19 protein-coding genes and 1 pseudogene are annotated in these 23,169 nt (G+C 40.3%); 5 read left to right on the top strand and 15 right to left on the bottom strand.

Features of this window, described 5'->3' with window-relative positions:
• Position 1 precedes the first annotated feature (1 nt).
• Both KSK37_RS02370 and KSK37_RS02365 read right to left on the bottom strand, forming a co-directional pair.
• The gene (locus tag KSK37_RS02370; protein WP_217199226.1) at positions 2-475 is read right to left on the bottom strand and encodes a GNAT family N-acetyltransferase; all 474 of its coding nucleotides are present in this window, start codon (positions 473-475) and stop codon (positions 2-4) included.
• A gap of 213 nt (positions 476-688) precedes the next feature.
• Positions 689-2,026, bottom strand: a complete 1,338-nt coding sequence (locus tag KSK37_RS02365; RefSeq protein WP_217199224.1) for a dihydrolipoamide acetyltransferase family protein — start codon at positions 2,024-2,026, stop codon at positions 689-691.
• A gap of 187 nt (positions 2,027-2,213) precedes the next feature.
• On the opposite strand from KSK37_RS02365, the gene KSK37_RS02360 reads away from it, so the two are divergent.
• Positions 2,214-2,507, top strand: coding sequence for a putative quinol monooxygenase (locus KSK37_RS02360; RefSeq protein WP_217199223.1), 294 nt, complete (start codon positions 2,214-2,216; stop codon positions 2,505-2,507).
• On the opposite strand, the gene lipB is transcribed toward KSK37_RS02360, so the two are convergent.
• The 13 genes and pseudogenes from lipB to KSK37_RS02290 all read right to left on the bottom strand — a co-directional run bounded on the left by lipB (position 2,504) and on the right by KSK37_RS02290 (position 17,863).
• A complete protein-coding gene (gene lipB / locus KSK37_RS02355) occupies positions 2,504-3,226 on the bottom strand; it encodes a lipoyl(octanoyl) transferase LipB (RefSeq protein WP_217199221.1) in 723 nt (240 codons plus the stop codon). The genes KSK37_RS02360 and lipB overlap by 4 nt on opposite strands.
• 128 nt (positions 3,227-3,354) lie before the next feature.
• Positions 3,355-4,137 carry a tryptophan synthase subunit alpha gene (gene trpA / locus KSK37_RS02350; RefSeq protein ID WP_217199220.1) on the bottom strand — a complete coding sequence of 261 codons (783 nt, stop codon included), beginning with the start codon at positions 4,135-4,137 and terminating at the stop codon, positions 3,355-3,357.
• Positions 4,138-4,266: 129 nt separating this feature from the next.
• Positions 4,267-5,448 carry a tryptophan synthase subunit beta gene (gene trpB, locus KSK37_RS02345; RefSeq protein ID WP_217199218.1) on the bottom strand — a complete coding sequence of 394 codons (1,182 nt, stop codon included), beginning with the start codon at positions 5,446-5,448 and terminating at the stop codon, positions 4,267-4,269.
• Complete coding sequence (locus KSK37_RS02340; RefSeq protein WP_217199217.1) at positions 5,435-6,064, bottom strand: phosphoribosylanthranilate isomerase; 630 nt, start codon at positions 6,062-6,064, stop codon at positions 5,435-5,437. Before KSK37_RS02340 ends, trpB begins: the two co-directional genes overlap by 14 nt.
• Complete coding sequence (gene trpC, locus KSK37_RS02335; RefSeq protein WP_217199215.1) at positions 6,061-6,840, bottom strand: indole-3-glycerol phosphate synthase TrpC; 780 nt, start codon at positions 6,838-6,840, stop codon at positions 6,061-6,063. Before trpC ends, KSK37_RS02340 begins: the two co-directional genes overlap by 4 nt.
• A gap of 9 nt (positions 6,841-6,849) precedes the next feature.
• On the bottom strand, positions 6,850-7,836 hold the full coding sequence (trpD, locus tag KSK37_RS02330; RefSeq protein ID WP_217199214.1) for an anthranilate phosphoribosyltransferase: 987 nt from the start codon (positions 7,834-7,836) through the stop codon (positions 6,850-6,852).
• A 58-nt stretch (positions 7,837-7,894) separates the two neighbouring features.
• Positions 7,895-8,461, bottom strand: coding sequence for an anthranilate synthase component II (locus KSK37_RS02325; RefSeq protein WP_217199212.1), 567 nt, complete (start codon positions 8,459-8,461; stop codon positions 7,895-7,897).
• Between the two features lie 27 nt (positions 8,462-8,488).
• Complete coding sequence (locus KSK37_RS02320; protein ID WP_217199210.1) at positions 8,489-9,910, bottom strand: anthranilate synthase component I family protein; 1,422 nt, start codon at positions 9,908-9,910, stop codon at positions 8,489-8,491.
• 209 nt (positions 9,911-10,119) lie between these two features.
• Positions 10,120-11,217, bottom strand: a complete 1,098-nt coding sequence (locus KSK37_RS02315; RefSeq protein WP_217199208.1) for a VIT1/CCC1 transporter family protein — start codon at positions 11,215-11,217, stop codon at positions 10,120-10,122.
• A gap of 133 nt (positions 11,218-11,350) precedes the next feature.
• Entirely contained in the window at positions 11,351-12,481 is a 1,131-nt protein-coding gene (locus tag KSK37_RS02310) for an efflux RND transporter periplasmic adaptor subunit (protein ID WP_217199206.1), read from the bottom strand.
• 15 nt (positions 12,482-12,496) lie between these two features.
• A pseudogene (locus KSK37_RS02300) lies at positions 12,497-16,868 on the bottom strand (CusA/CzcA family heavy metal efflux RND transporter).
• 91 nt (positions 16,869-16,959) lie between these two features.
• Positions 16,960-17,451: a DUF2231 domain-containing protein gene (locus KSK37_RS02295; protein WP_217199202.1), complete on the bottom strand. Its 492-nt coding sequence runs from the start codon at positions 17,449-17,451 to the stop codon at positions 16,960-16,962.
• Positions 17,452-17,542: 91 nt separating this feature from the next.
• Entirely contained in the window at positions 17,543-17,863 is a 321-nt protein-coding gene (locus KSK37_RS02290) for a hypothetical protein (RefSeq protein WP_217199201.1), read from the bottom strand.
• Positions 17,864-18,088: 225 nt separating this feature from the next.
• On the opposite strand from KSK37_RS02290, the gene KSK37_RS02285 reads away from it, so the two are divergent.
• The 4 genes from KSK37_RS02285 to KSK37_RS02270 all read left to right on the top strand — a co-directional run bounded on the left by KSK37_RS02285 (position 18,089) and on the right by KSK37_RS02270 (position 23,128).
• Positions 18,089-18,274 carry a hypothetical protein gene (locus KSK37_RS02285; RefSeq protein ID WP_088358087.1) on the top strand — a complete coding sequence of 62 codons (186 nt, stop codon included), beginning with the start codon at positions 18,089-18,091 and terminating at the stop codon, positions 18,272-18,274.
• Positions 18,275-18,387: 113 nt separating this feature from the next.
• Positions 18,388-20,085: a lysine--tRNA ligase gene (lysS, locus tag KSK37_RS02280; protein ID WP_088358088.1), complete on the top strand. Its 1,698-nt coding sequence runs from the start codon at positions 18,388-18,390 to the stop codon at positions 20,083-20,085.
• 215 nt (positions 20,086-20,300) lie between these two features.
• Positions 20,301-22,235: a DNA topoisomerase (ATP-hydrolyzing) subunit B gene (gyrB, locus tag KSK37_RS02275; RefSeq protein ID WP_217199199.1), complete on the top strand. Its 1,935-nt coding sequence runs from the start codon at positions 20,301-20,303 to the stop codon at positions 22,233-22,235.
• An 83-nt stretch (positions 22,236-22,318) separates the two neighbouring features.
• Complete coding sequence (locus KSK37_RS02270) at positions 22,319-23,128, top strand: RsiV family protein (RefSeq protein WP_217199198.1); 810 nt, start codon at positions 22,319-22,321, stop codon at positions 23,126-23,128.
• Positions 23,129-23,169: the final 41 nt, after the last annotated feature.

Genomic DNA, 23,169 nt, shown 5'->3' with positions numbered 1-23,169 from the left:
ATTATTTTTCCGCCAAATCTGATATTCCGGCTGCATCCAGCCGGAAAACTGTCCATTCTTCCATCGGTTTGGCTCCCAATGCTTTGTAGAATTCGATAGATGGCGTATTCCAGTCCAGTACCGACCATTCGAAGCGGCCGCAGTTTTCGTCTTTTGCTATTTTTGCCAATTCGATCAGCAGGGACTTTCCGTAGCCTTTTCCGCGGTGTTCAGGCTCTACAAATAAATCTTCAAGATAAATCCCCGGCTTGCCGACAAAGGTGGAAAAATTGTAAAAATAGAGCGCAAATCCCACGGGGTTTCCGTCTTCTTCAGCGATTAAAACTTTCGCGAAATTATTGCTGAATATATTCTTTCTGAGTTCTTCAACAGAGGTGATGACATCATTTTCCAATTTTTCATAGACCGCCAGTTTTTTAATTAAATCAAATATAACGGGAGTATCATTTTCTGTTGCTTTTCTGATCTGGAACATTTTTCTGTATTTTAAAGATCAAAAATAATGATTTTCATCGGGTTTTTGCAAGAAAAAACTTACCATAGCCCCGATTGAACGGCATGTCTGAGCTCTTTTTCGGCGGCGGCTTCGCCGCCGCCGAAAAAAGCGAGTAGTGAAAGCGGGAAAAAGCTTCAAAAAAAACCTCCGGAAATTTCCGAAGGTTTAGTATTTATTGAAAACAATTTTATTTTAGATTTCTGTATCCAAATCCCAATTCTGTAAATAATCGTGGACATGTTTCAGGAACATTCCGCCCAAAGAACCGTCCACTACACGGTGATCGTAAGAATGTGACATGAACATCAGGTTACGGATCGCGATAACGTCGCCGTCCTTCGTCTCAAGTACAGCAGGCTTCTTCACAATAGCTCCCACCGCCAATATAGCAACCTGGGGCTGAGGAATAATAGGCGTTCCCATTAAATTGCCAAAACCTCCCACATTGGAAATGGTGTAAGTGGCGCCCTGCGTATCTTCGGGTCTCAGTTTTTTATTTCTTGCGCGGTAAGCCAAGTCGTTGATCGCTTTTGCAAGACCTGAAAGGGAAAGCTGATCAGCGTTTTTAATCACAGGAACAATTAAATTTCCGTCCGGAAGTGCGGTTGCCATTCCGATATTGATGTTTTTCTTTTTGATAATTTTGTCACCGTCAACTGACACGTTAATCAGAGGGAAATCCTGAATGGCTTTCACAATTGCTTTCACGAAAATCGGCATGTAAGTGAGTTTTTCACCTTCTCTTTTCTCGAATAAATCTTTATGCTTCGTTCTCCATTTTACAACGTTCGTTACGTCAGTTTCGATGAATGAGGTAACGTGAGGAGAAATTCTTTTGGAATTCACCATCGCATCGGCGATAATTTTCCGCACTCTGTCCATCTGGATCACTTCATCTCCCTCTCCTACTTTAACCGGAACAGCAACCGGAGCCGGAGCGGAAACCGGAGTTTGAGTCGGAGTTTGAGTCGGAGCAGCTACAGCAGCAGTCTGAGCCGGTTTGTTTGCTCTGTCAGCTACATAAGCCAGTATATCCTCTTTCGTGATTCTGCCTTCCAATCCGCTTCCTTTAACAGACTGTAATTCGGTTTCGGAAATATTTTCCTGCTGTGCTATATTTTTAACCAAAGGAGATAGATAGATATCACCTGAGAAATTCTGGCCCGCAGACTTCGCCAATGGCTGTTCCAGTTCTTTTACTTCGTCGGCTGAAAGCTGTGGAATTTCAGTCTGTACGTCGGCATGAGATTTAGGTTGCTGCGTTTGCTCAGCAACCGGTTCACCGGCACCTGAAACTTCAAGAACGGCAATTGCCTCTCCAATTTTGGCTACTTCATCTTTCTGTTTCAGAATTTTAATAATTTTTCCTGAAACCGGTGTAGGAACATCGGAATCTACTTTGTCGGTCGCGATTTCAACGACAGAATCGTCTTCTTTCACCATATCTCCTTCGCTGAACAGCCAACTGATGATTGTCGCTTCCATCACACCTTCTCCCATTGAAGGAAGTAATAATTTATATTCTGCCATTTTTATTAATTCGGTTTTGACAAAGATAAAAATTTTTGCTGATTAACGAAATCTGAATTTTTAAGCCAGATTTTTGGTTTTTTTGTAATGATTAAGTAAGACAAAAAACCAGAACTGATTGTGGAAAAATATTTGGAGTATTTTCAGAATTCAATGATTAAATTTGCATTCATAATCCAAAAGAAAAATGAAGAATTTATACATCGTCGCCCTCTTCCGTTTCAAAGAAAATTACATGATGGACGCTATTGAACTTTTGAAAAAATTAGTATTTGAAACCCGTAAAGAAGAAGGCTGCCTGCAGTACGATCTGATTGAAGACAGCGAAAATAAGGGCATTTTTTTCCTGGTAGAACTTTGGGAAACTGAGGAACACCATCACCAGCACAACGCTTCGGAAAATCTTTTTGAATTCCGGAAAAGCGCGGCTCCTCTCTTTGAAAGTGCTTCGGAGGTTTACCGGGGATCGAAACTTTTTTAATACAATTCAGCATCAAACACTTCCATGAAGTGTTTTTTTATTTTCGTCTTCAATTCTACAATTTCCCCCGCAGAGAATTCTCTTTCGAGTTCGCGTTTTAGCGAGGTAACGGCTTTATCCTTAATTCCGCACGGAATGATATATTCGAAATACCGCAGATCCGTGTTCACGTTTAACCCGAAACCGTGCATCGTCACCCATTTTGAAGTTTTCACGCCCATTGCGCAAATTTTGCGGGCGTAAGGTTTGCCCACATCCAGCCAAACGCCGGTTTCGCCCTCACTTCTTTCGCCTTTCAGTCCGTATTCAGCAATGGTCCGGATGATTACTTCCTCCAGATTTCTCATATATAGAAAGATGTCGGATTTAAAATTATCCAAATCCAAAACGGGATAACCTACCAACTGGCCGAAACCGTGATAAGTGATGTCTCCGCCCCGATTGGTCTTCACAAATGTGGCATTGATTTCTTCGAGTTTCTGAGCATTAGCCAGCATGTTATGTTCATCGCCGGACTTTCCTAGAGTATAAACGTGCGGATGTTCCACAAACAAAAGATAATTTGGTGTTTCTTCGTATTCTCCATCTGTTCTGGCTCGGTTTTTCAGTTTCAGATCGATGATTTCCTTCATTAATTTTTCCTGATAACTGAAGGCTGGTTCATAATCCATCAAACCCAATTCCTCAAATTTTAACCTTCTGTTCTGTAACGCTGTCATGTCTTGTAATAATATTTTAGAATCGTGAAAACCCTCATTCTAAGAGAAAAAAGTAAATCTTTTATCAATTCCTGCTTCAGGAAAATGATTAAATCACAAACTATTTTATCCACCGCAAAAATACAAAATTAATTTATTATGCTTCGAATAAAACTTGCGCCTTTTCCTTTCCAATCTCCTTTCTGCAAAAGAATATTCACGAACGCAGTTCCGATAATTCCTCCCGCCGCATTTGCTGTTACTTTTTGAAAATCATCTTTACTCTTTATCCCGAACCCAATCATTACCGGGTTTTTCAAATTCAGCGCAGCGAGGTTTTGCAGGTATTGTCCGTTATTGATTTCTTTCGAAGCGTTTCCCGTTGTAGACGAACTGGACACCGCGTACAAAAATCCTGAACTTAAAGAATCCAGATATCTGATGCGTTCATCCGAAGTTTCCGGCGTTACCAGAAAAGAAAAATTGAGCTGGTATTTTTCTAAAATCTGTCTGTAATTTTTCTCAAATTCGATTGGCGGAAGATCAGGAATAATTAATCCAGAAACTCCTGATTCAGCGCATTCGTGACAAAAATTTTCAAAACCGAAACTCAAAACGGGATTGATATACCCCATTAAAACAACAGGTATTTTAATCTCTAATTTTATAGATTTCAGCTGTTCAAAAAGTTTAACGATCGTCATTCCGTTAAGAAGTGCTAGTTCATGCGCCTTTTGAATTACCGGACCGTCAGCAACAGGATCGGAGTAAGGCATCCCGATTTCCACCATTTCCGCACCGGAACTTTGGATGATTTTCAGAACTTCTGTAGTGTCTTCCAGTCCGGGAATTCCGGCAGTGAAGTATATATTGAGTTTTTTGTGGTGTTGGATGTTGGATGCTGGATGCTGGATGTTATCTGTGTTAGTCATAATTCTTGTTTTTACTAAATATTCTTAAAATACCGAAACCCACGCCCCGACGTGAGCGGAGCTCTTTTTGTGCAGCGGAGCGGAACAAAAAAGCGGGAGCGGAAGGCGGATTAAGGCGCCCAAATACTGCTACAAATGTTTAAGGTAAGTTTCCATGTCTTTATCTCCGCGACCGCTCAGGCAGACCACGACGACATCGTCTTCCCTGAATTTTTTCTTTTCCAGAACGGCTAAAGCGTGAGCAGATTCTAAAGCAGGAATGATGCCTTCCAGTTTCGTGAGTTCCATCGCAGATTTTAAAGCTTCATCATCATTGATGGAGAAAAATTCCGCTCTTTTTTCTTTAAACAGATTCGCATGAAATGGTCCGATTCCCGGATAATCCAGTCCCGCGGAAATGGAATGCGGTTCGATCACCTGACCGTCTTCTGTCTGCATCACCAGACTTTTGCTGCCATGCAAAACGCCCAAAGTTCCGAGAAATGTCGTGGCTGCAGATTTACCGGAATCCACACCAAAACCGCCGGCTTCTGCAGCGATAAGTTTTACATCCTCTTCATTCACGAAATGGTAGAAAGTTCCTGCAGCATTGCTTCCGCCGCCCACACATGCCATTACATAATCGGGATTTTCCCTGCCAATTTTTTCTTTCAGCTGCCATTTTATTTCTTCTGAAATCACACTTTGAAACCTTGCCACCAAATCGGGAAAAGGATGCGGACCCACCACACTTCCGATGATGTAGTGCGTTGTTGTGGAATTGTTGATCCAGTCGCGTAAAGCTTCATTCACCGCATCTTTCAGCGTTTTGGATCCTGAAGTTGCAGGAATCACAGTGGCGCCGAGCATTTTCATTCTCGCTACATTTGGAGCCTGTCTTGCAATATCGACTTCGCCCATGTAAACGATACATTCCAAACCGAGCAGTGCGCATGCTGTTGCGGTAGCGACACCGTGTTGTCCGGCTCCGGTTTCCGCTATAATCCGGTGTTTTCCCAGTTTTTTGGCAAGCAAAGCCTGTCCTAAAGCATTGTTGATTTTGTGTGCGCCGGTATGATTCAAATCTTCTCTTTTAAGATAAATCTGAGTCTGGTATTTTTCACTGAGATTCTCTGCAAAATATAATGGTGTGGCTCTCCCGACGTAGTTTTTTAATAAATCCCGGAACTCTTCTTTGAATTCAGAAGATTCGATGATGTTGAGATAGTTATTCTGTAATTCCTCCACATTTGGAAAAAGCATTTCGGGAACAAAGGCGCCGCCAAATTCGCCGTAATAGCCGTTTTCGTCAGGATTCTTATAATTTTTCATAGAATTGTTTTATTTTTTGAAGATCTTTTACGCCGGGTTCGGTTTCAAATTTTGAATTGATGTCCAGTGAAAAAGGTGGATGGTTGATAGTTGATAGCTGACTGATATTTTCCAAAGAAATTCCGCCACTCAAAAAGTAGGGCTTGGTGATTTCTATACTGTTTAAAATTTGCCATTCAAATGTTTTTCCTGTACCGCCAAATACTTTTGAATCGGTATCGAAAAGAATAAAGTTGATGGCTGAGGGTTGATGGTTGATGGTTTTTTGAAGTTCTTCGGTGGTTTGGTTTCCGATTCTTATCACTTTAATGATTTTAATTTCGCTATTTAATTTACTACGCAATTCAGTAATATAGTTTTCGTCTTCGTCGCCATGAAGCTGGATATAATTCAACGCTGCATCTTCAGCAACTGCCGCAATATTTTCTACTGTCTCATTGACAAAAACTCCCACTTTTCCAGCATGATTAATTCCTGAAATCTCGTTTAAGCTTAAATGATCTAAAACATATCTGGGAGATTTTTCATAAAATATAAAGCCCAGAAAGTCGGTTTTCAGATCAATTAATTCCTGAATTTGATCAGGCTTTGTAAGGCCGCAAATTTTCAGTTTCATGATGATATTTTGGTTATAAATTCTTCAAAAGCTGTCCCGGGATTTTCATTTTTCATAAAATATTCACCCATTAAGAAACCGTCAAAGCCTTTTTCTTTAAGGAATTTAAAATCTTCCACGCTGTAAATTCCGCTTTCTGCAACGTATAAGGTACCTTCGGGCAAAAGATTTTTAAGGTTAACGGAATGCTGCAGATCCACTTTAAAATCTTTCAGATTCCTGTTATTAATTCCCACTAAATCAACGTTATTATTGAAATGCATGAGTTCATCTTCAGTGTGTATTTCGAGCAGGACTTCTAAACCCAACTGATGTGACAGTTCTGTAAATTCATGAACCTGACTTGCTGACAGACAGGCAGCTATTAATAAAACAACATCCGCCCCGATGGATTTTGCTTCATAAAACTGATATTCATCAATCATGAAATCTTTCCTCAAAACCGGAATATTAATTTCTTTTCTGACCTTTAAAATATCCACAAAATTTCCACCAAAAAAATCAGAATCCGTTAAAATTGAAATTCCGCTCGCGCCAAAGTTTTCATATGACTTTGCCACTTCCAAAACGTTAGCTTTTTCGCTGATAATTCCTTTGCTCGGTGACTTCCGTTTGAATTCTGCAATGATTCCCGATTTTGATTTCAGGCTTTCTTTTAATGAAAAAGTTTCACGGTCAAAAAACTCGGAATCTTTCAGCTGCTCCACTGAAATTTGAGATTTTGAAACCTGAATTTCTTTCTTCTTCGCTGCGATAATCTGATCTAAAATATTCATTTCCAGCTGTTAATTTAATATATTCTGTAAGCTTTTGAGCGCTTTTCCGCTTTCTAAACTTTCTACAGCCAAAGCGAGACAATCGCTGTAATCACCGTATTTTTCTGTGTTTTTTAAAGCCATAGCCGCATTGGCAAGCACTACCGAATTCTGTTCGTAAGATCCATTACCTTCCAGAACGGATTTAAAAATTTTTGCTGCATCCTGCTTAGTACTTCCCCCGAAAATACTTTCGGCGTCTGTATTTTTAAATCCCAATTCCTGGGCAGAAAAGATATATTCTCCGGATTTATCGAAAATCTTGGTATCTGAAGTCAGTGAAATCTCGTCGTAACCGTCGAGTGCATGAACGAGGAGAAAATTATCCTGTTTTTTCTGCAGCAGATACTGATAAATCCGAGCAATTTCTAAACTGTACACTCCAATCATCGAAAACTTAGGTTTTGCAGGATTGACCAGCGGACCCAGAATATTGAAGAACGTTCTTAAGCCCAATCCTTTTCTTAAAGGCGCGACCGAGCGTAAGGCCGGATGAAACAGCGGCGCGTGAAGAAAACAGATATTTCCTTTAAACAAATCTCCACGTAAATCTTCTGAGCTGGTTTTAAACTTATAGCCGAGCTCTTCCAGCACATTGGACGAACCTGAAATGGATGAAACGCCGTAATTGCCGTGTTTCGCGACTTTTTGACCGGTTCCGGCCACCACAAAACTTGCGAGCGTAGAAATATTGAACGTATCTTTCCCGTCACCGCCGGTTCCTACGATATCCACCAAATCTTCGGTTCCCAAATCAACCGTTACAGAAAGCCGCAGAAGCGCTTCCTGAAAACCCTCCATTTCTTCGAGCGTAATGCTGCGCATCAGAAAAACCGTAACAAATGCGGTGACTTCATTTTCATTGAATTTGTTTTGGGCAATTTCAGTGAGAATGGATTTCGCTTCAGCTTTTGAAAGCGTATTGTGGTTGAATAAATATTGTAAAATCTGTTTCATTTTTAATGGTTAGTGGTTAGAATTTGATAATTAATAATTAACAAATAGTTATCAACAATTAATCATTAAGAAAGTTTTCCAAAATCTGCTTTCCATCCGGCGTTAAAATACTTTCCGGGTGATACTGAACAGCGTGAACATCGTAAGTTCTGTGTTTCAAACTCATGATCATTCCGTTTTTATCGATGCTTGTGATTTCTAGTTCTTCAGGGAAATCTTCAGGATTTACTGCCCACGAATGATATCTGCCAACTTCCAAAGTCTCAGGTAAATTCCTGAAAATTTTATGTTCCTTAATCTGCGTGGATTCCGTCGCAACACCGTGATAGATTTCTGAAAGGTTGATCAAGCTTCCGCCAAAAGCCTCTGCAATTGCCTGCTGACCAAGGCAAACTCCGAGAATTGATTTTATAGGCGCATATTTTTTAATAACATCAAGCAAGATTCCGGCTTCTTCGGGAATTCCCGGACCCGGTGAAAGAATAATCTTGTCGTATTTCTCTATTTCTTCCAAAGAGATCTGATCGTTTCTGAAAACCTCTACTTTTTCACCGATAATCTGTTCAATCATCTGAACGAGATTGTAGGTAAAACTGTCGTAATTGTCGAAGACTAATATTTTCATGTGGATTTATTAATTGTGGATAATGATTTAAGCGAGTTTTTCTGCTTTCAGAATTGCTTTCTTTAAAGCTCCAAGCTTGTTGTTTACCTCTTGGAGTTCAAGTTCCGCCTGTGATTTCGCGACAATTCCGGCGCCGGCCTGATAATACAAAGTATTGTTTTTGCTTAAAAATGTGCGGATCATAATCGCCTGATTGCAGCTTCCGTCGAAACCGACAAATCCGATACAGCCGCCATAATAGCTCCGTGAGGTTTTCTCATAGTCATCGATAAGCTGCATGGCGCGGTATTTTGGGGCGCCGCTCAATGTTCCCTGAGGAAAGGTAGCGGCGATCATTTCATAAGGATTCTGTTCTTCGGAAATTTCGGTTGTTACTTCCGAGACCATGTGAATCACATGAGAGAAAAACTGGATTTCTTTCAGTTTGGAAACTTTAGTATTTTTCCCGAGAATACTTAAATCATTTCTCGCCAGATCAACAAGCATCGTATGTTCAGCATTTTCTTTTGCGTCTTTTTTAAGTTCTTCCGCGGCCTTTAAATCTTCCTCTATGTTTCCGGTCCGTTTGAAAGTTCCGGCGATCGGATGAATAATGGCGTGATTATCCTTGATGATCAGCTGACTTTCAGGACTTGAACCTATCAGTTTATAATCTCCATAATCAAAGAAAAACAGATAAGGCGATGGATTGATATTCCGTAAGGCGCGGTAAACATTGAATTCATCGCCAACAAACTTCTGCTGAAATCTGCGGCTCAAAACCAACTGAAAAACATCCCCGCGGAAACAGTGTTTTTTTGCTGTTTCCACTGAATTTCTGTATTCTTCATCGGTCAAATTTGATTCTTCCTCTCCTGTTTTTTCAAACGGGAAAATCGGGGCATTTTTTTGCTGGATTAAATTTTCAATGACTGCAGCTTCAGATTTTAAACCTTCAATTTTATTTTCAATCAGAAACATTTCATCATTGTGGTGATTAATGGCAATCACGTACTGATAAAGGCGGTAACGCAACAATGGAATTCTGTTTTCCTCTGAAACCTCTTTAAATTTAATATTTTCGAAAAACGGAATTGCATCATAAGAAGTATAACCAAAAAATCCCTGTGCAGATTTTCCGACAGGTAAATTCGGCTCCTGGCATTCAAATGTTTTTGAAAAATTCTGAAGTAGATCAGTAAGTTTTTCCTTTTCTATATTGATTTTTTCGGCGCTTTCAAGCGGGAATTTAATCTGTGCTTCCTGATAATTTCTGATTTCGATTCCGGCAATGGCATTCACTGCGATAAATGAAAAATTATTGGCGGTATTCTGATTTCCGGCGCTTTCTAAAAGGATGGTATCCCGAAACTGGTCGCGAAGCCTGAGGTAAATTCCGATGGGCGTAAAAAGATCGCTCAGTGTAGATTTTACGGTGGTTTTCAGTTTAATATGTTGATTAAATTTCATTGTAATTCCTGGGTTTTAAAAATAAAAAAAGACTTTAACGCAATGTCAAAGTCTTCTTATTTTTTTGTTGGGATATATTTACACAAAAGAACAGTGCTCAAGACTTTGAAAGTTTTGAGGCCACCACCAGTTTGTATTGTTGATCGTTTTCATTGGGACAAATATAGAAATGTTTTTCAAAAAAACAGAATTTTTTTCAGAATTTTAAATTACCCCATCACAGAAACTCCAATAAGTCTTCCGATCGCAAAGGTTATTGCCGCCGCCAAAAGACCGAAAATGACCTGTCTCATTCCCGAGAACCAGACGCTTTTTCCGGTGAACAGCGTGATTGCCGAACCAATCAGGAATAAACCGACTGCGCTGAATCCTGCGCTGAAAACAATAGCTTTGGTTCCGCCCCAAAAGAAAAACGGAATAACCGGAATGATAGCGCCCACTGCAAAAAGGAAAAACGATGCTAAAGCTGCTTCCATCGCGGATCCTTTTAATTCTTCAACGTTTATTCCCAACTCCTCCTGCACCAGAAACTGGTGCGCTGAAGATTTATCACTCATCATCTGATCAGCCATTTTTTCTGCCTGCTGTTGCGGTATTCCTTTTGCGCGGTAGATGAGGGCGATTTCTTTCAGTTCGCCTTCAGGATTCACTTCCAGTTCATCCATTTCCAGAGACATTTGGTTCTCGTAAAGTTCTTTTGAACTCTGTACCGAAATCCATTCGCCAAGCGCCATGGAAAGTGCTCCGGCTAACAAACCGGCCAAACCTGTCAGCAAAACTTCACTTTGTCCGGAAGTCGCTCCCGCAATTCCCATCACGAGAGAAAAATTGGAAACCAAACCGTCATTTCCGCCTAAAACCGCAGCTCTTAAAGCATTTCCTCCCACCGAACGGTGTCTTTTTTCAAATCTTGAAAGCACATTGCCGGCAACTTCAGGATTGTTTTCCAGGACAGTTTCCAAAATTTTCACATGCGAAGTATCGGAAACAGACGCCGGTGTGCCGGTTTTTATTCTGGCTTTTCCCACCGAATTTGCAAGGCTTTTTTCAGTATCCATTAACACACCAAGAACATAATCGTAACCAATTAATGAACCGATGACCTTTAAAGTTTTTGCCCTTCCGGACGGTTTCGGCATCTGGTTTTCGGTGAGCCCTGTCTTTTTCAGGAATGCCAAAGCATGAGATTTTTCAATTTCACTCATTTGCCGGAAGACCTCTTTTACATTCTTATTTTCTTCTTTTTCAGCTAAAATTCGGTAAAGAAAAGAAGCATCAACTTCTGTCTGTATGTTTTTTAAGTTCATTATTTACTGTTTTTAAGAGGTTGATAACAAGTATATCAGTTTTAATCCAGCGCTTTATACAAATTTAATCATTTTTAATTCATAAAACACTGGATTACTGATTTTTATACAGTTTAAAAACTCAAGAGTTTTATTACTCTTCTACATTTTTAATGGCCATTAACAGGGTGTAAGCGCCTTTAATTACAAACTTTTTACCGGCGTTTTTCATGTCGAAGTTCGAAAGTTCTGTATATCCGTTTTCTGAATTTCCGATGGTGACAGGAAACATTCTGAAACTTTTGGGTTTCACTTCTTCAAAGATGTACTGTCTGTTTTCCCAGGTTACAATAGCATCGTCGGGCACTACAAAACCTTCTTCGGCGTTCACCTCAACTTCAGCATTCATAAAAGTTCCGGGTATTAAAGACTGATCGTTATCAATTAAATCACAGTGCACCAAGACACTGCGGTCTGCGGCGAAATCTTTGCCGATGAGTTTGACTGTGGCAGCGTACTTTTTCTCAGGATTTTGGTTGGTAAAAGCATATACCCGCTGTCCTACCGAAATTTTATTCAGGTCTTTTTCGAAAACCTTCAGTTCCAGATGAGTCCGGCTGCTGTTGACAATAGTATAAAGCACTTCGGCAGGCGAAACATACTGTCCCACGGTAACATTCACGTTGGATACATAGCCGGAAATCGGTGCTGTAACCGCAGTGCTTTTCTGAATATTTCCCGCACTTACTTTTCCGGGACTGATTCCATAAGATTGAAGCTGCGAGGCTATTCCGCGCAATGCTGCACTTTGGTTTTGTTCCTCACTCATTGCACGCTGGGTAACTTTGTTGGAACTTGCCTGATACTGGTTAAGGTATTTCTGTCTTTCATAATCTTTCCGCGCATAGCCGAGGCTGGATTTTGCTTGAAGATAATCCTGCTGGAGTTTTGCCAGCTGCGGATTTTCGACAACTGCCAGTGTCTGACCTTTCGATACATAATTTCCGGGCATAAACCTGGCGATTTTCACTATACCTCCGGATGCAGATGAAACACCTGACATGGCTTCCGGAGGGACGCTGATCTGTCCCGGCAGCATAATCTTGCTGGCAATATTTCTGTTATCAAGGATTTTGGTTTCTATACCTGCGTTTTTATGCTGCAGGTTGGTGAGGGTGATCTGGTCGCCCGTGACTGCAAAAGTCTGTTTCACTTCCGTTTCTTCTTTGGTTGAGCAGGAAAAAATGAGCGCGGCAGTACTTATTATTGTTATGAGTTTTTTCATTTTTAATCGTTTAAATTATTCGCCTTTTAAAGCGTTCAGTTCAATTAGTTTTTCGTTAATCAGCTTTTGGGTGTCAATGTATCGGTTCTGAATTCCGAGGCTTTGATTGACGAGCATGGTGTATTCGAGGTAATCTATTTCGCCTTCCTTTAAAAGCAGATTTGCCGTAAACATAATGGTTTCCGCGTTTTTCAGGCCATTGCTTCTGTAATAATCAAGTTCTGACTTCATTTTCTGATATTCGCCAAAGGTAATCGCATACTGATTTTTCAGATTTTTAACGGCAATCTGATAATTGTTTTCTGCTATCTGCTGATTGATTTTCTGACCTTCAATCAATGATTTCTGCGCAGTATTAAATACAGGCAGACCAACACCGATCATTCCGCTTTGAAAACGTTTTCCGTGGCCGTAGAATCTCTCATCTGCCCCAAACCCATACTGTGTTGCGGAGGTTACGCCAAAATTAAAACTTGGTAAAAGCTTCGTTTTTTCTGCATTCAGTTTTGCATTTTCAATGTTTTTCTGCTGTTCAAACTGTTTAAGAACGGCTGGATTTCCTACGTAAATTCCGTAATCTGAGATTTCCATATCGTAGAAACCGCCTTTTTCATTGGAATAGGAATCAGCATCATTAATGAGATAATTAAACTGAAGCAACGATAACTGACGGTCTTGTTTTAAGCTCTGCAGTTGAATTTCAGCCTGACTTCTGTAATTCTCTGCTGTTGTTTTCTCCAGGATATTGCTTTCACCGGCGCGTAAACGAAGTTCTGCCCTCCTGTGATATCCGGAATAAATGCTGTCGGTTTTCTCCAGAAGTTTCTGCTTTTCATCCAGATAATTCAGGGTATTATAAACCAATGCGAGGTCCCTTTTCAAGTACATTTTCTGAACATCAGCGGCCAGCATCGTATTTTTCCACTCTTCTATTAAAACCTGTTTCTGGGTTTTGTAGAACTTAGGCAACCTCAGTGTCTGATGTACGGAAACGGCGTTGTCCGCATACGCGGAATTCATCTGGCCGATTTCCCCGGTAATACTCAGCGGGTCGATCGCAACAGCAGATTTTTTAATCCTGTCCTGATACTCTGTTTTCAGTTGTCCGGACTTCAGATTTAGATTGTTCACCAGTGCTTTTTCGTACGCGGTCTCTAATGAAACCGGCGTCTGGGAAAAAATCTGAATACAGAAAACCAGAAATATGGTATTGAAATATTTACTTTTCATTATTTTAAATTTATTCATCCAGATTAAAGTTTTTTTTCCTTTGTGGAAAATGTTTTTCAAACCATATGTAAACGGTTGGCAAAATGAATAGCGTAAGGAAAGTTGCCAGCAGCAAACCGCCGATCACAACCGTAGCGAGCGGTCTCTGCACTTCTGCACCTTCGCCCTGACTTAAAGCCATTGGTAGAAATCCCAGTGAGGCAACCAAAGCCGTCATTAACACCGGCCTCAGTCTCATTTTTCCTCCGATCCGCACTACTTCATTCAAATCTGAATGGATTTCCTTCTGACGGTTGAATTCGGCAATCAACACAATTCCGTTAAGCACCGCGACCCCAAATAGTGCGATAAAACCAACACCTGCAGAAATACTGAAATTCATTCCGCGGAGCCAGAGGGAAAGTATGCCGCCAATGGCTGACAGTGGAATTGTTGTAAAAATAATCAGTCCGTATTTGACTGAACTGAAAGCAAAATACAGCATCAGGAGAATTAAGGCCAGACTCACCGGAACTGCGATTCCCAGACGTTTCTGCGCCTGCTGAAGGTTCTCGAAAGTTCCGCCATATTTAATAGTGTAACCGACGGGAAGCTTGAGCTCCTTATCAACTACCTGCTGTAGATCTGTAACGGTAGATTTTATGTCGCGACCCTTCACGTTGAAACCCACAATGATCCTGCGGTGCGCCTGTTCGCGCTGAATCTGGTTTACACTTTCCTTTACATCTACCGTTGCCACAGCATTTAAAGGAATTTCCCCACCGGAAGGTGACGCAATCAGCAGGTTTTTCACATCCTCCACATTTTTCCGGAGTTCACCGTCTAAGCGAACGACCAGATCGAACTTTTTTTCCTCTTCAAAAACAGATCCCGCACTTTGGCCTGCAAAAGCAGTATTCACCATTCTGTTGACGTCACCAATGCTCAGTCCGTATTGCGAAAGAGCCGCACGATTGTATTCAATAACAATCTGCGGCATTCCGGAAATCGGTTCCACATAAATATTTTCGGCTCCATTAATTTTCTTTGAAATTTCACCGAGTTTTTCAGCGTAAACTTTCAGGGAGTCTAAATTTTCACCAAAGATCTTACAAACCACATCCTGTCTTGCTCCGGTCATCAGTTCATTAAACCTCATATTCACCGGATACTGGAAAGAATACGTAACGCCGAGAAGATTTTTCTTGAGTTCCGCAGACATTTTTTCGGAAAGTTCATTATATGATTTCGCTGAAGTCCATTCTTTCCGCGGTTTCAGGATAATCATCATGTCGCTTGCATCAATAGGCATCGGATCCGTAGGGATTTCGCTGCTTCCGGTTTTCCCCACAATTTTTTCAATTTCAGGAAATTTATTCAAAAGAATCTGCTGGCTTTTCAAAACCGCTTCTGTGGAAGTCTTCAGGTTACTTCCCGGCAAAACTCTGGTATCCACAGCAAAATCACCTTCCGGAAGGGTTGGAATAAATTCGCCGCCCAATTTGGTCATTACAAAAACGGAAACAAAGAAAAGACCTATAACACTGAAGAACAATGGATTCTGATATTTTAAAACTTTTTTAAGAATTTTATCGTAGGCCGCTTCCAGCTTTTCCATCATCCGGTCTGCATAATTCTTTTTGTGCGATATCTTCTTTGACAGAAACAGGGCGCTCATCATCGGAACATAGGTCAAAGACAGGATAAATGCTCCTAAAAGTGCAAAAATTACCGTCTGCGCCATGGGTTTGAACATTTTTCCTTCTACCCCTTCAAGGGTGAGAATCGGAAGATAAACCATCAGAATAATGATCTGCCCGAACACCGCTGAATTCATCATTTTACCAGCAGAAGCCTGCACTGTTTCGTCCATTTCTTTTGTGGTAAGCAAACTTTTGTGTTGAAGTGTAGGCCCATGCAGCCGGTGAAGAATGGCTTCAACAATAATCACAGCGCCGTCCACAATTAAACCAAAATCCAGAGCTCCCAAACTCATCAGGTTTCCGCTGACGCCAAACATATTCATCATGATGAACGCGAAAAGCATCGCCAGCGGAATAACAGAGGAAACAATAAATCCGGCCCGAAGGTTCCCAAGAAAAACTACCAATACGAATATAACGATCAGAGCGCCTTCCACCAGATTTTTCGACACCGTGCTGATGGCGTTATTAACCATTTTTGTCCGGTCAAGGAAAGGTTCAATCACCACGCCTTCCGGAAGGGTTTTCCTGATTTCTTCGATCCTTGTTTTTACTTTTCCGATTACTTCATTTGAATTGGCGCCTTTCATCATCATTACTACCGCACCTGCCACTTCCCCTTTTCCGTTATAGGTCATTGCACCGTACCGGATGGCGTTTCCATACTGCACTTTTCCTATATTTTCAATCAGGACAGGTGTTCCGTCCGGAAGGTTTTTGACTACGGTTTTTTCGATGTCTCTAATTTTTCCCATTAAACCTTCTGTTCTGATGTAAAGAATAGTGGGACCTTTTTCAATATAAGCACCTCCGGTATTCTGATTATTGTTTTCCAGTGCCGCAAAAACCTCCTGCATTGTTACTCCCATCGATTTAAGCTGAGCCGGATTCACTGCAACTTCATACTGTTTGAGGTTTCCGCCAAAACTTGCCACATCAGCAACGCCATCGGTTCCCAAAAGCTGTCTTCTCACCACCCAATCCTGAATGGTTCGCAGTTCCATGGCATTATAGCGGTGTTCGTAGCCGGTTTTCGGCCTGAGGATGTACTGATAGATTTCGCCAAGACCTGTTGAAATTGGTGCCATTTCCGGAACACCGAGCGACCTCGGAATGTCTTTGGAAACATTCTGGAGGCGTTCCGAAACCTGCTGTCTTGCGAGATAAAGATCGACTCCTTCTTCAAAAACAATGGTTACTACCGAGAGCCCGAAGCGGGAAAAACTCCGCATCTGTTTAATGCCCTGAATGTTGTTCATCGACTGTTCCAAAGGAAAAGTGATGAAACGCTCCACATCGGGAGCTCCGAGGCTCGGCGATGAGGTGATAAGCTGTACCTGATTATCGGTAATATCAGGTACCGCATCAATAGGTAATTTTCTGAGTTCTATAATTCCATAAATAATCCAGCCCAGGGTCATCAAGAGGATGATCAGCTTATTTTTTATGGAAAAACTTATGATTTTGTCTAACATTTTTTCACTTTATAATTAATAACCATAATAAATTTACAAACTAATACGCTCATTTTAAGAGCCTTACGATATAAAAATCTTTAAAGTGATATTAATCATTATCGTCTCCATGCTCAGATGTGTTTCCGTTTTGCACTGCAGAGCCGCTTCTGATTTCCGTATGACGGATTTCTCCACCTGTGGTGCCTGCTTTTTGCGCAAAGAATAATGTTGCCAAAGCAAATAGACCGACGACAAAAGGCATTATTTTAGAAAATGTATAGCTTTTGAAACTCGCGAAAAGCGCTCCTGCACTGAGACCGCCTAAGACATACGACAGACCGGCAAAAAGTTCAGCAGCTTCTTCGTGGGTTTTGATCAGACTTTCAGCGACGCCAGGCAGATGTTCTACGCCTTCTTCGGCACTTTCGCCTGTGGCCATCGCGGCTACTGAAGCAAGAGCGCCCAAAATAAAAGTGATATATGCGTTACGTTTGGAAATTTCGGTTTTTGTAAAAATACCGATGAGAAGAATAATCAGTCCTGCTACAGGAAATATGATTGGCAAATGGTTAACTACCAAATGCAGATGTGTATTGTTCATTTTGTATGATTTTAGAATTTAAATAATAATGAATCGCGAAACCTCTTCAATAACAGTTTTATTGAAAATATTTCTTGTGCTTGATTACTGCTTAAACTAAAATCGGCGGACGGAAAATGGATGCTAACGGATTGGAAGCATAATTGGGACTGTATGAAAAAATAAGTGTTTTTTCTTTGAAAAGCTTGGGAATATTTACCGCAAATCCGAAATTTTCGGGAATGGTAAGCGGATTCACCACAAAAGTATTTGCTTCGTGGGTTTTGAACGGAAGTTTCATATCCTGTCTGTAATCGGAGTCAACAACATGTTTATCCACATAATGCATTTTAACGAAGGATATGAGTGTGGTATTTTTGTTGGTGATGGTATGAGAAATATAGTGTTCGACCAGATTAGGAAATTTCAGCAACTGTTTTGCCTCTGTAAAAGATAAGAGGTAAATGGAGAGAAAGAAATATATAATCGGCCGTTTCACAATGCAAAGTTACACATTATAGTCTGGTAAGAATGAGCAAGTTATTAATTTGTAATTACTTTAATTAAAAATAAGTACATGCCTATTTTTCACAATCTTTTGATCTAAAATTGAACATTAATAAGTAAATCTTTATTTTTGTAAAAATTTAAATTAATTATGAAAAAATTATTTGCAATCGCATTCATCGGTGGTTTGGTATTGGCAAGCTGCGCGAAAAAAGAAACAGCAACAGAAAGCAACACCATGCTGGAAGAACCTGAAGTAACGGTAACAGACAGTGCAGCTACGGTTCCTGCGCCTGCTGCGACAGCAACCGTTGCAGATTCTGCTGCAGCTAAATAATCTCAGAAACTCTTTTTTAAAAGCAGTCCGTCAGCGGCTGCTTTTTTTGTGTAAAAACCCATCAGGAATTCAGAGAAAATCACTAAATTTGCAGACTTAAAAAGCAAGAAAACATGCAGTTATCAGAACAGGAATTGATCAGAAGAGAAAAGTTGGCAACCCTACAAAAAATGGGAATCGATGCTTTTCCTGCTGAAGAATATAAAATCACGGAATCTACAAAATCCATTAAGGAAAACTTTACTGAAGGCAAAAAAGTGCAGATCGCAGGCAGACTGATGAGCCGAAGAATTCAGGGGAAAGCGAGTTTTGCTGAGCTGCAGGATTCAGAAGGAAGAATTCAGGTGTATTTTAACCGTGATGAAATCTGTACCGGTGACGATAAAACCCTTTATAACGAGGTTTACAAACATCTTTTAGATATCGGTGACATCATCGGGATTGAAGGTGAACTTTTCAATACTCAGGTTGGAGAAATGACGGTAAAAGTAGAGAATTTCAAAATCCTTACGAAATCTTTAAGACCGCTTCCGCAACCAAGAACAGACGAAAACGGAAATGTTTTTGACGCCTTCAACGATCCGGAACTAAGATACAGACAGCGTTATGTAGATTTAACCGTAAATCCGCATGTAAAAGAAGTTTTCGTGAAGAGAACAAAACTTTTCAACGCCATGAGAACTTATTTTAATGACGCCGGATATTTCGAAGTGGAAACCCCAATTTTACAGTCGATCCCGGGTGGCGCTGCTGCAAAACCTTTTATAACGCATCACAATGCTTTGGATATTCCGTTATATTTAAGAATTGCGAACGAATTATATCTGAAAAGATTAATTGTTGGTGGCTTCGACGGTGTTTATGAGTTTTCCAAAAACTTTAGAAATGAAGGAATGGACAGAACCCATAACCCGGAATTTACCGCAATGGAAATTTATGTTGCGTACAAAGACTACAACTGGATGATGGATTTCACTGAGAAATTACTGGAGTTTTGCGCCACTCAGGTTAACGGAAATTCTGAATCCACTTTTGGGGAACACACCATTAACTGGAAAGCGCCTTATCCAAGAATTTCAATGACGGAAGCCATTCAGAAATTTACAGGTTTTGATATCACCGGAAAATCCGAAAAAGAACTCTTTGATTTCGCAAGATCCATTGGAGTTGAGGTGAATGAAACAATGGGCAAAGGAAAATTAATTGATGAAATTTTCGGAGAGAAGTGTGAAGGGAATTTTATTCAGCCTACATTCATCACCGATTATCCGATTGAGATGTCGCCTTTAACAAAAAAACACCGCAGCAAAGAAGGTTTAACGGAAAGATTCGAGTTAATGGTTTGCGGAAAAGAAATCGCAAATGCGTATTCAGAATTAAATGACCCGATTGACCAGAGAGAACGTTTCGAATCGCAAATGGCGCTTTCTGAAAGAGGTGACGATGAGGCAATGTTCATCGATAACGACTTCCTCCGCGCACTTGAATACGGTATGCCGCCAACTTCAGGTTTAGGCATCGGGATGGACCGTCTGATCATGTTTTTAACGAATAATCCGTCCATTCAGGAGGTTTTATTCTTCCCGCAAATGAAACCGGAAAAAGCCGTACCTCAATTTGAATTGGATGAAGAGGAGAAATTGGTTCTGGAAATTCTCAATTCTCAGGAAGAACCGATGATTCTTGCCGACGTAAAAGCAAAAAGCCAGCTTTCAGGTAAAAAATGGGACAAAGCCACCAAAAATCTTACGAAATATAATTTAATAAAAGTCGAAAAAACTGATGAGGCTGTTTTAATGAAACTTGCTTAAAATTATACTTCTTTCCTATAAAAAGTCCCCGACAGTAAGGGGACTTTTTTTGTGGAAAACTTCCCCGATTTCAGAAAGTTTTTAAGTTTCATATTCGGATAAAAATCAGTATATTTGTTGGTCTTTTGAAATAATAAAAAAGACCGAAAACAAGCAAAAATTTAATTGAAAATTATTGTAAAACCAACATCGTTTCTGTTGGAAAAAGAAAAAATATGAGTCAAAAAGAATATACAGCGAGCAGCATCCAGGCTTTGGAAGGAATGGAGCACGTAAGAATGAGGCCTTCAATGTACATCGGTGATGTAGGTTTAAGAGGTTTGCATCACTTGGTTTATGAAGTTGTGGATAACTCGATCGATGAAGCTTTAGCGGGACATTGTGACACCATTTCGGTGGTGATTCATGAGGGCGAAGGTATTTCTGTAAAAGATAACGGCCGTGGGATTCCGGTGGATTTTCACGAAAAAGAACAAAAATCCGCTTTAGAGGTTGTTATGACCAAAATCGGAGCCGGTGGAAAATTTGATAAAGATTCCTACAAAGTTTCCGGTGGTCTTCACGGAGTTGGGGTTTCCGTGGTAAATGCCCTTTCCAATTCGCTTATTGCAACGGTAAACAGAAACGGAAAAACCTATCAGCAGAAATATTCAAAGGGGAAAGCCCTTGAAGATGTAAAAGAAATCGGAACCACTACAGAACGTGGAACTGAAGTTTTCTTCCAGGCTGATGATACCATTTTTCAGGAATTAATTTTCAATTATGATACTTTAGCGAACAGAATGCGTGAGCTTTCTTATCTGAATAAAGGAATCAGAATATCACTCACCGATGAAAGAGAAAAAGATGAAGAAGGAAATGCCAGACATGACCTGTTTTTCTCCGAAGGAGGTTTGAAAGAATTTGTAGAATATATCGACGGAAACCGCGAAAGCATCATGAATAATGTAATTTTCATGGAAGGCGAAAAAGACGGTATTCCTGTGGAAGTGGCAATGAGATACAACACTTCTTATACCGAAAATCTGCATTCATATGTCAATAACATCAATACCCATGAAGGCGGAACTCACCTTGCAGGCTTCAGAAGAGCTTTGACAAGAACTTTAAAGAAATTTGCTGATGAAATTGGGCTTCCTGCAAAAGAGAAAGTAGAAGTTACCGGTGATGATTTCCGTGAAGGATTAACGGCTGTGATTTCTGTAAAAGTGATGGAACCTCAGTTTGAAGGCCAGACTAAAACAAAACTTGGAAACTCTGAAGTTTCCGGTGCTGTTGACAAGATCGTAGGCGAAATGCTGACCAACTTTCTGGAAGAAAATCCAAATGAGGCAAAACTTATCGTTCAGAAAGTAGTTTTAGCGGCAAAAGCAAGACAGGCAGCTAAAAAAGCAAGAGAACTTGTTCAGAGAAAATCTCCAATGGGAGGAAGCGGACTTCCAGGGAAACTTTCCGACTGTTCTTCCAAAGATCCTGCAATTTCAGAATTATTCCTTGTCGAGGGAGATTCCGCAGGTGGAACGGCGAAACAAGGCCGTGACCGTCATTTCCAGGCAATTCTTCCGTTAAGAGGTAAAATTCTCAACGTTGAAAAATCCATGCTTCATAAGGTTTATGACAATGAAGAAATCAAGAATATTTATACTGCTCTCGGCGTTTCAGTTGGAACTGAAGAAGACAGCAAAGCATTAAATATCACTAAATTAAGATATCATAAAGTAGTGATTATGACCGATGCTGATATCGATGGTTCTCACATTTCAACTTTGATCCTTACCTTCTTCTTCCGTTACATGAAAGAACTCATCGAAAACGGATATATCTATATCGCGCAACCGCCTTTATATTTACTTAAAAAAGGAAATAAAAAAGTGTATGCCTACAACGAAAAAGAACGTGAAGAATTCACGCTGGAAATGGCTCCGGACGGAAAAGGTGTTGACGTACAGCGTTATAAAGGTCTTGGGGAAATGAATCCTGAGCAGCTTTGGGAAACTACTCTGAACCCAGAACACCGAATCCTTAAGCAGGTAACTATTGAAAGCCTGGCAGAAGCCGACAACGTTTTCTCCATGCTGATGGGTGATGAAGTACCTCCAAGAAGAGAATTTATCGAGAAAAATGCGGTATACGCAAAAATCGATGTGTAATATGATTTAACATACAGCCTATAAAAAAACCGTTCACTTTTGGACGGTTTTTTGCTCCAAAATTTAAACATAACCCTGAAAAAATGAAAAATATCACCGCCCTTTCTTCCCTGTTTATCTTATTATTTTTAAGCTGTACAAAACCGGAAAAATCAACCTCCGTTCAGGCGGAAAAGACCGAAACCAACAAAGCTGTTACCAATGTTTTTGATACCGATTCTGTAAAAATTCACGACTCGCTGAAAATTGACAGAAATCTCACCGCGGCTTTTCAATCAACGGTTTTATTCTTTCCCAATCTTAAAAACAAGACTTTGCTGGACAGTATTTATTCCACAGCGAATATCAAACTTAAAGCGTATTCCAAAGCAAGTCTTCTGGCTGAATTAAATCTGCAAAAACAGACCTTTTATGAAGGAACCAAAGAATCTCTGCAGGACTGGAAACCCGATTTTAAGCAGACTTGGAACCAGACCTCAGACATGAAACTGTTTTCCACTTTGAACGATTATATGACGCTTCAATACACCAGCAGCGGTTATACAGGCGGTGCGCACGGATATTATAACGAGCTTTATAAGGTTTTCGATGTGAAAAATAATAGAACCATACAGCTTACGGATGTCTTAAAAGTCCGTGATGCGAAAATCTGGGGACGTATTCTGATGGATCATTTCTTAAAAAATGATCTGGAAAAAGGCCAGGCAAAAATGCTTTTGGTGAAAGAAATCCCTTTAAACAACAATTTCTATTTCGACAAAGAGCATCTCTTTTTCCTTTATAACCAATATGAGATAGCGGCCTATGCAGCCGGACCTGTTCTTATCAAAATTCCTTTTTCTGAAATCAAACCTTTTCTGAATGCTGACTTCAGAAACAAAATGAATCTATAAAACCTAAAGCAAGTCTTTTACACAAGTTTTTTTCTATTTTT

The sequence above is a fragment of the Kaistella soli genome, from assembly GCF_019038595.1.
GTDB lineage: Bacteria > Bacteroidota > Bacteroidia > Flavobacteriales > Weeksellaceae > Kaistella > Kaistella soli.
The sequence above is the reverse complement of the archived record's forward strand: the minus strand, read 5'-3'. Positions and strand labels throughout refer to the sequence as shown.

Bases quoted from the DNA above. Each gene is read 5' to 3' on its own strand.
- KSK37_RS02370 (WP_217199226.1), bottom strand. From the start codon at position 475: ATGTTCCAGATCAGAAAAGCAACAGAAAATGATACTCCCGTTATATTT.
- KSK37_RS02365 (WP_217199224.1), bottom strand. From the start codon at position 2,026: ATGGCAGAATATAAATTATTACTTCCTTCAATGGGAGAAGGTGTGATG.
- KSK37_RS02360 (WP_217199223.1), top strand. From the start codon at position 2,214: ATGAAGAATTTATACATCGTCGCCCTCTTCCGTTTCAAAGAAAATTAC.
- lipB (WP_217199221.1), bottom strand. From the start codon at position 3,226: ATGACAGCGTTACAGAACAGAAGGTTAAAATTTGAGGAATTGGGTTTG.
- trpA (WP_217199220.1), bottom strand. From the start codon at position 4,137: ATGACTAACACAGATAACATCCAGCATCCAGCATCCAACATCCAACAC.
- trpB (WP_217199218.1), bottom strand. From the start codon at position 5,448: ATGAAAAATTATAAGAATCCTGACGAAAACGGCTATTACGGCGAATTT.
- KSK37_RS02340 (WP_217199217.1), bottom strand. From the start codon at position 6,064: ATGAAACTGAAAATTTGCGGCCTTACAAAGCCTGATCAAATTCAGGAA.
- trpC (WP_217199215.1), bottom strand. From the start codon at position 6,840: ATGAATATTTTAGATCAGATTATCGCAGCGAAGAAGAAAGAAATTCAG.
- trpD (WP_217199214.1), bottom strand. From the start codon at position 7,836: ATGAAACAGATTTTACAATATTTATTCAACCACAATACGCTTTCAAAA.
- KSK37_RS02325 (WP_217199212.1), bottom strand. From the start codon at position 8,461: ATGAAAATATTAGTCTTCGACAATTACGACAGTTTTACCTACAATCTC.
- KSK37_RS02320 (WP_217199210.1), bottom strand. From the start codon at position 9,910: ATGAAATTTAATCAACATATTAAACTGAAAACCACCGTAAAATCTACA.
- KSK37_RS02315 (WP_217199208.1), bottom strand. From the start codon at position 11,217: ATGAACTTAAAAAACATACAGACAGAAGTTGATGCTTCTTTTCTTTAC.
- KSK37_RS02310 (WP_217199206.1), bottom strand. From the start codon at position 12,481: ATGAAAAAACTCATAACAATAATAAGTACTGCCGCGCTCATTTTTTCC.
- KSK37_RS02295 (WP_217199202.1), bottom strand. From the start codon at position 17,451: ATGAACAATACACATCTGCATTTGGTAGTTAACCATTTGCCAATCATA.
- KSK37_RS02285 (WP_088358087.1), top strand. From the start codon at position 18,089: ATGAAAAAATTATTTGCAATCGCATTCATCGGTGGTTTGGTATTGGCA.
- lysS (WP_088358088.1), top strand. From the start codon at position 18,388: ATGCAGTTATCAGAACAGGAATTGATCAGAAGAGAAAAGTTGGCAACC.
- gyrB (WP_217199199.1), top strand. From the start codon at position 20,301: ATGAGTCAAAAAGAATATACAGCGAGCAGCATCCAGGCTTTGGAAGGA.
- KSK37_RS02270 (WP_217199198.1), top strand. From the start codon at position 22,319: ATGAAAAATATCACCGCCCTTTCTTCCCTGTTTATCTTATTATTTTTA.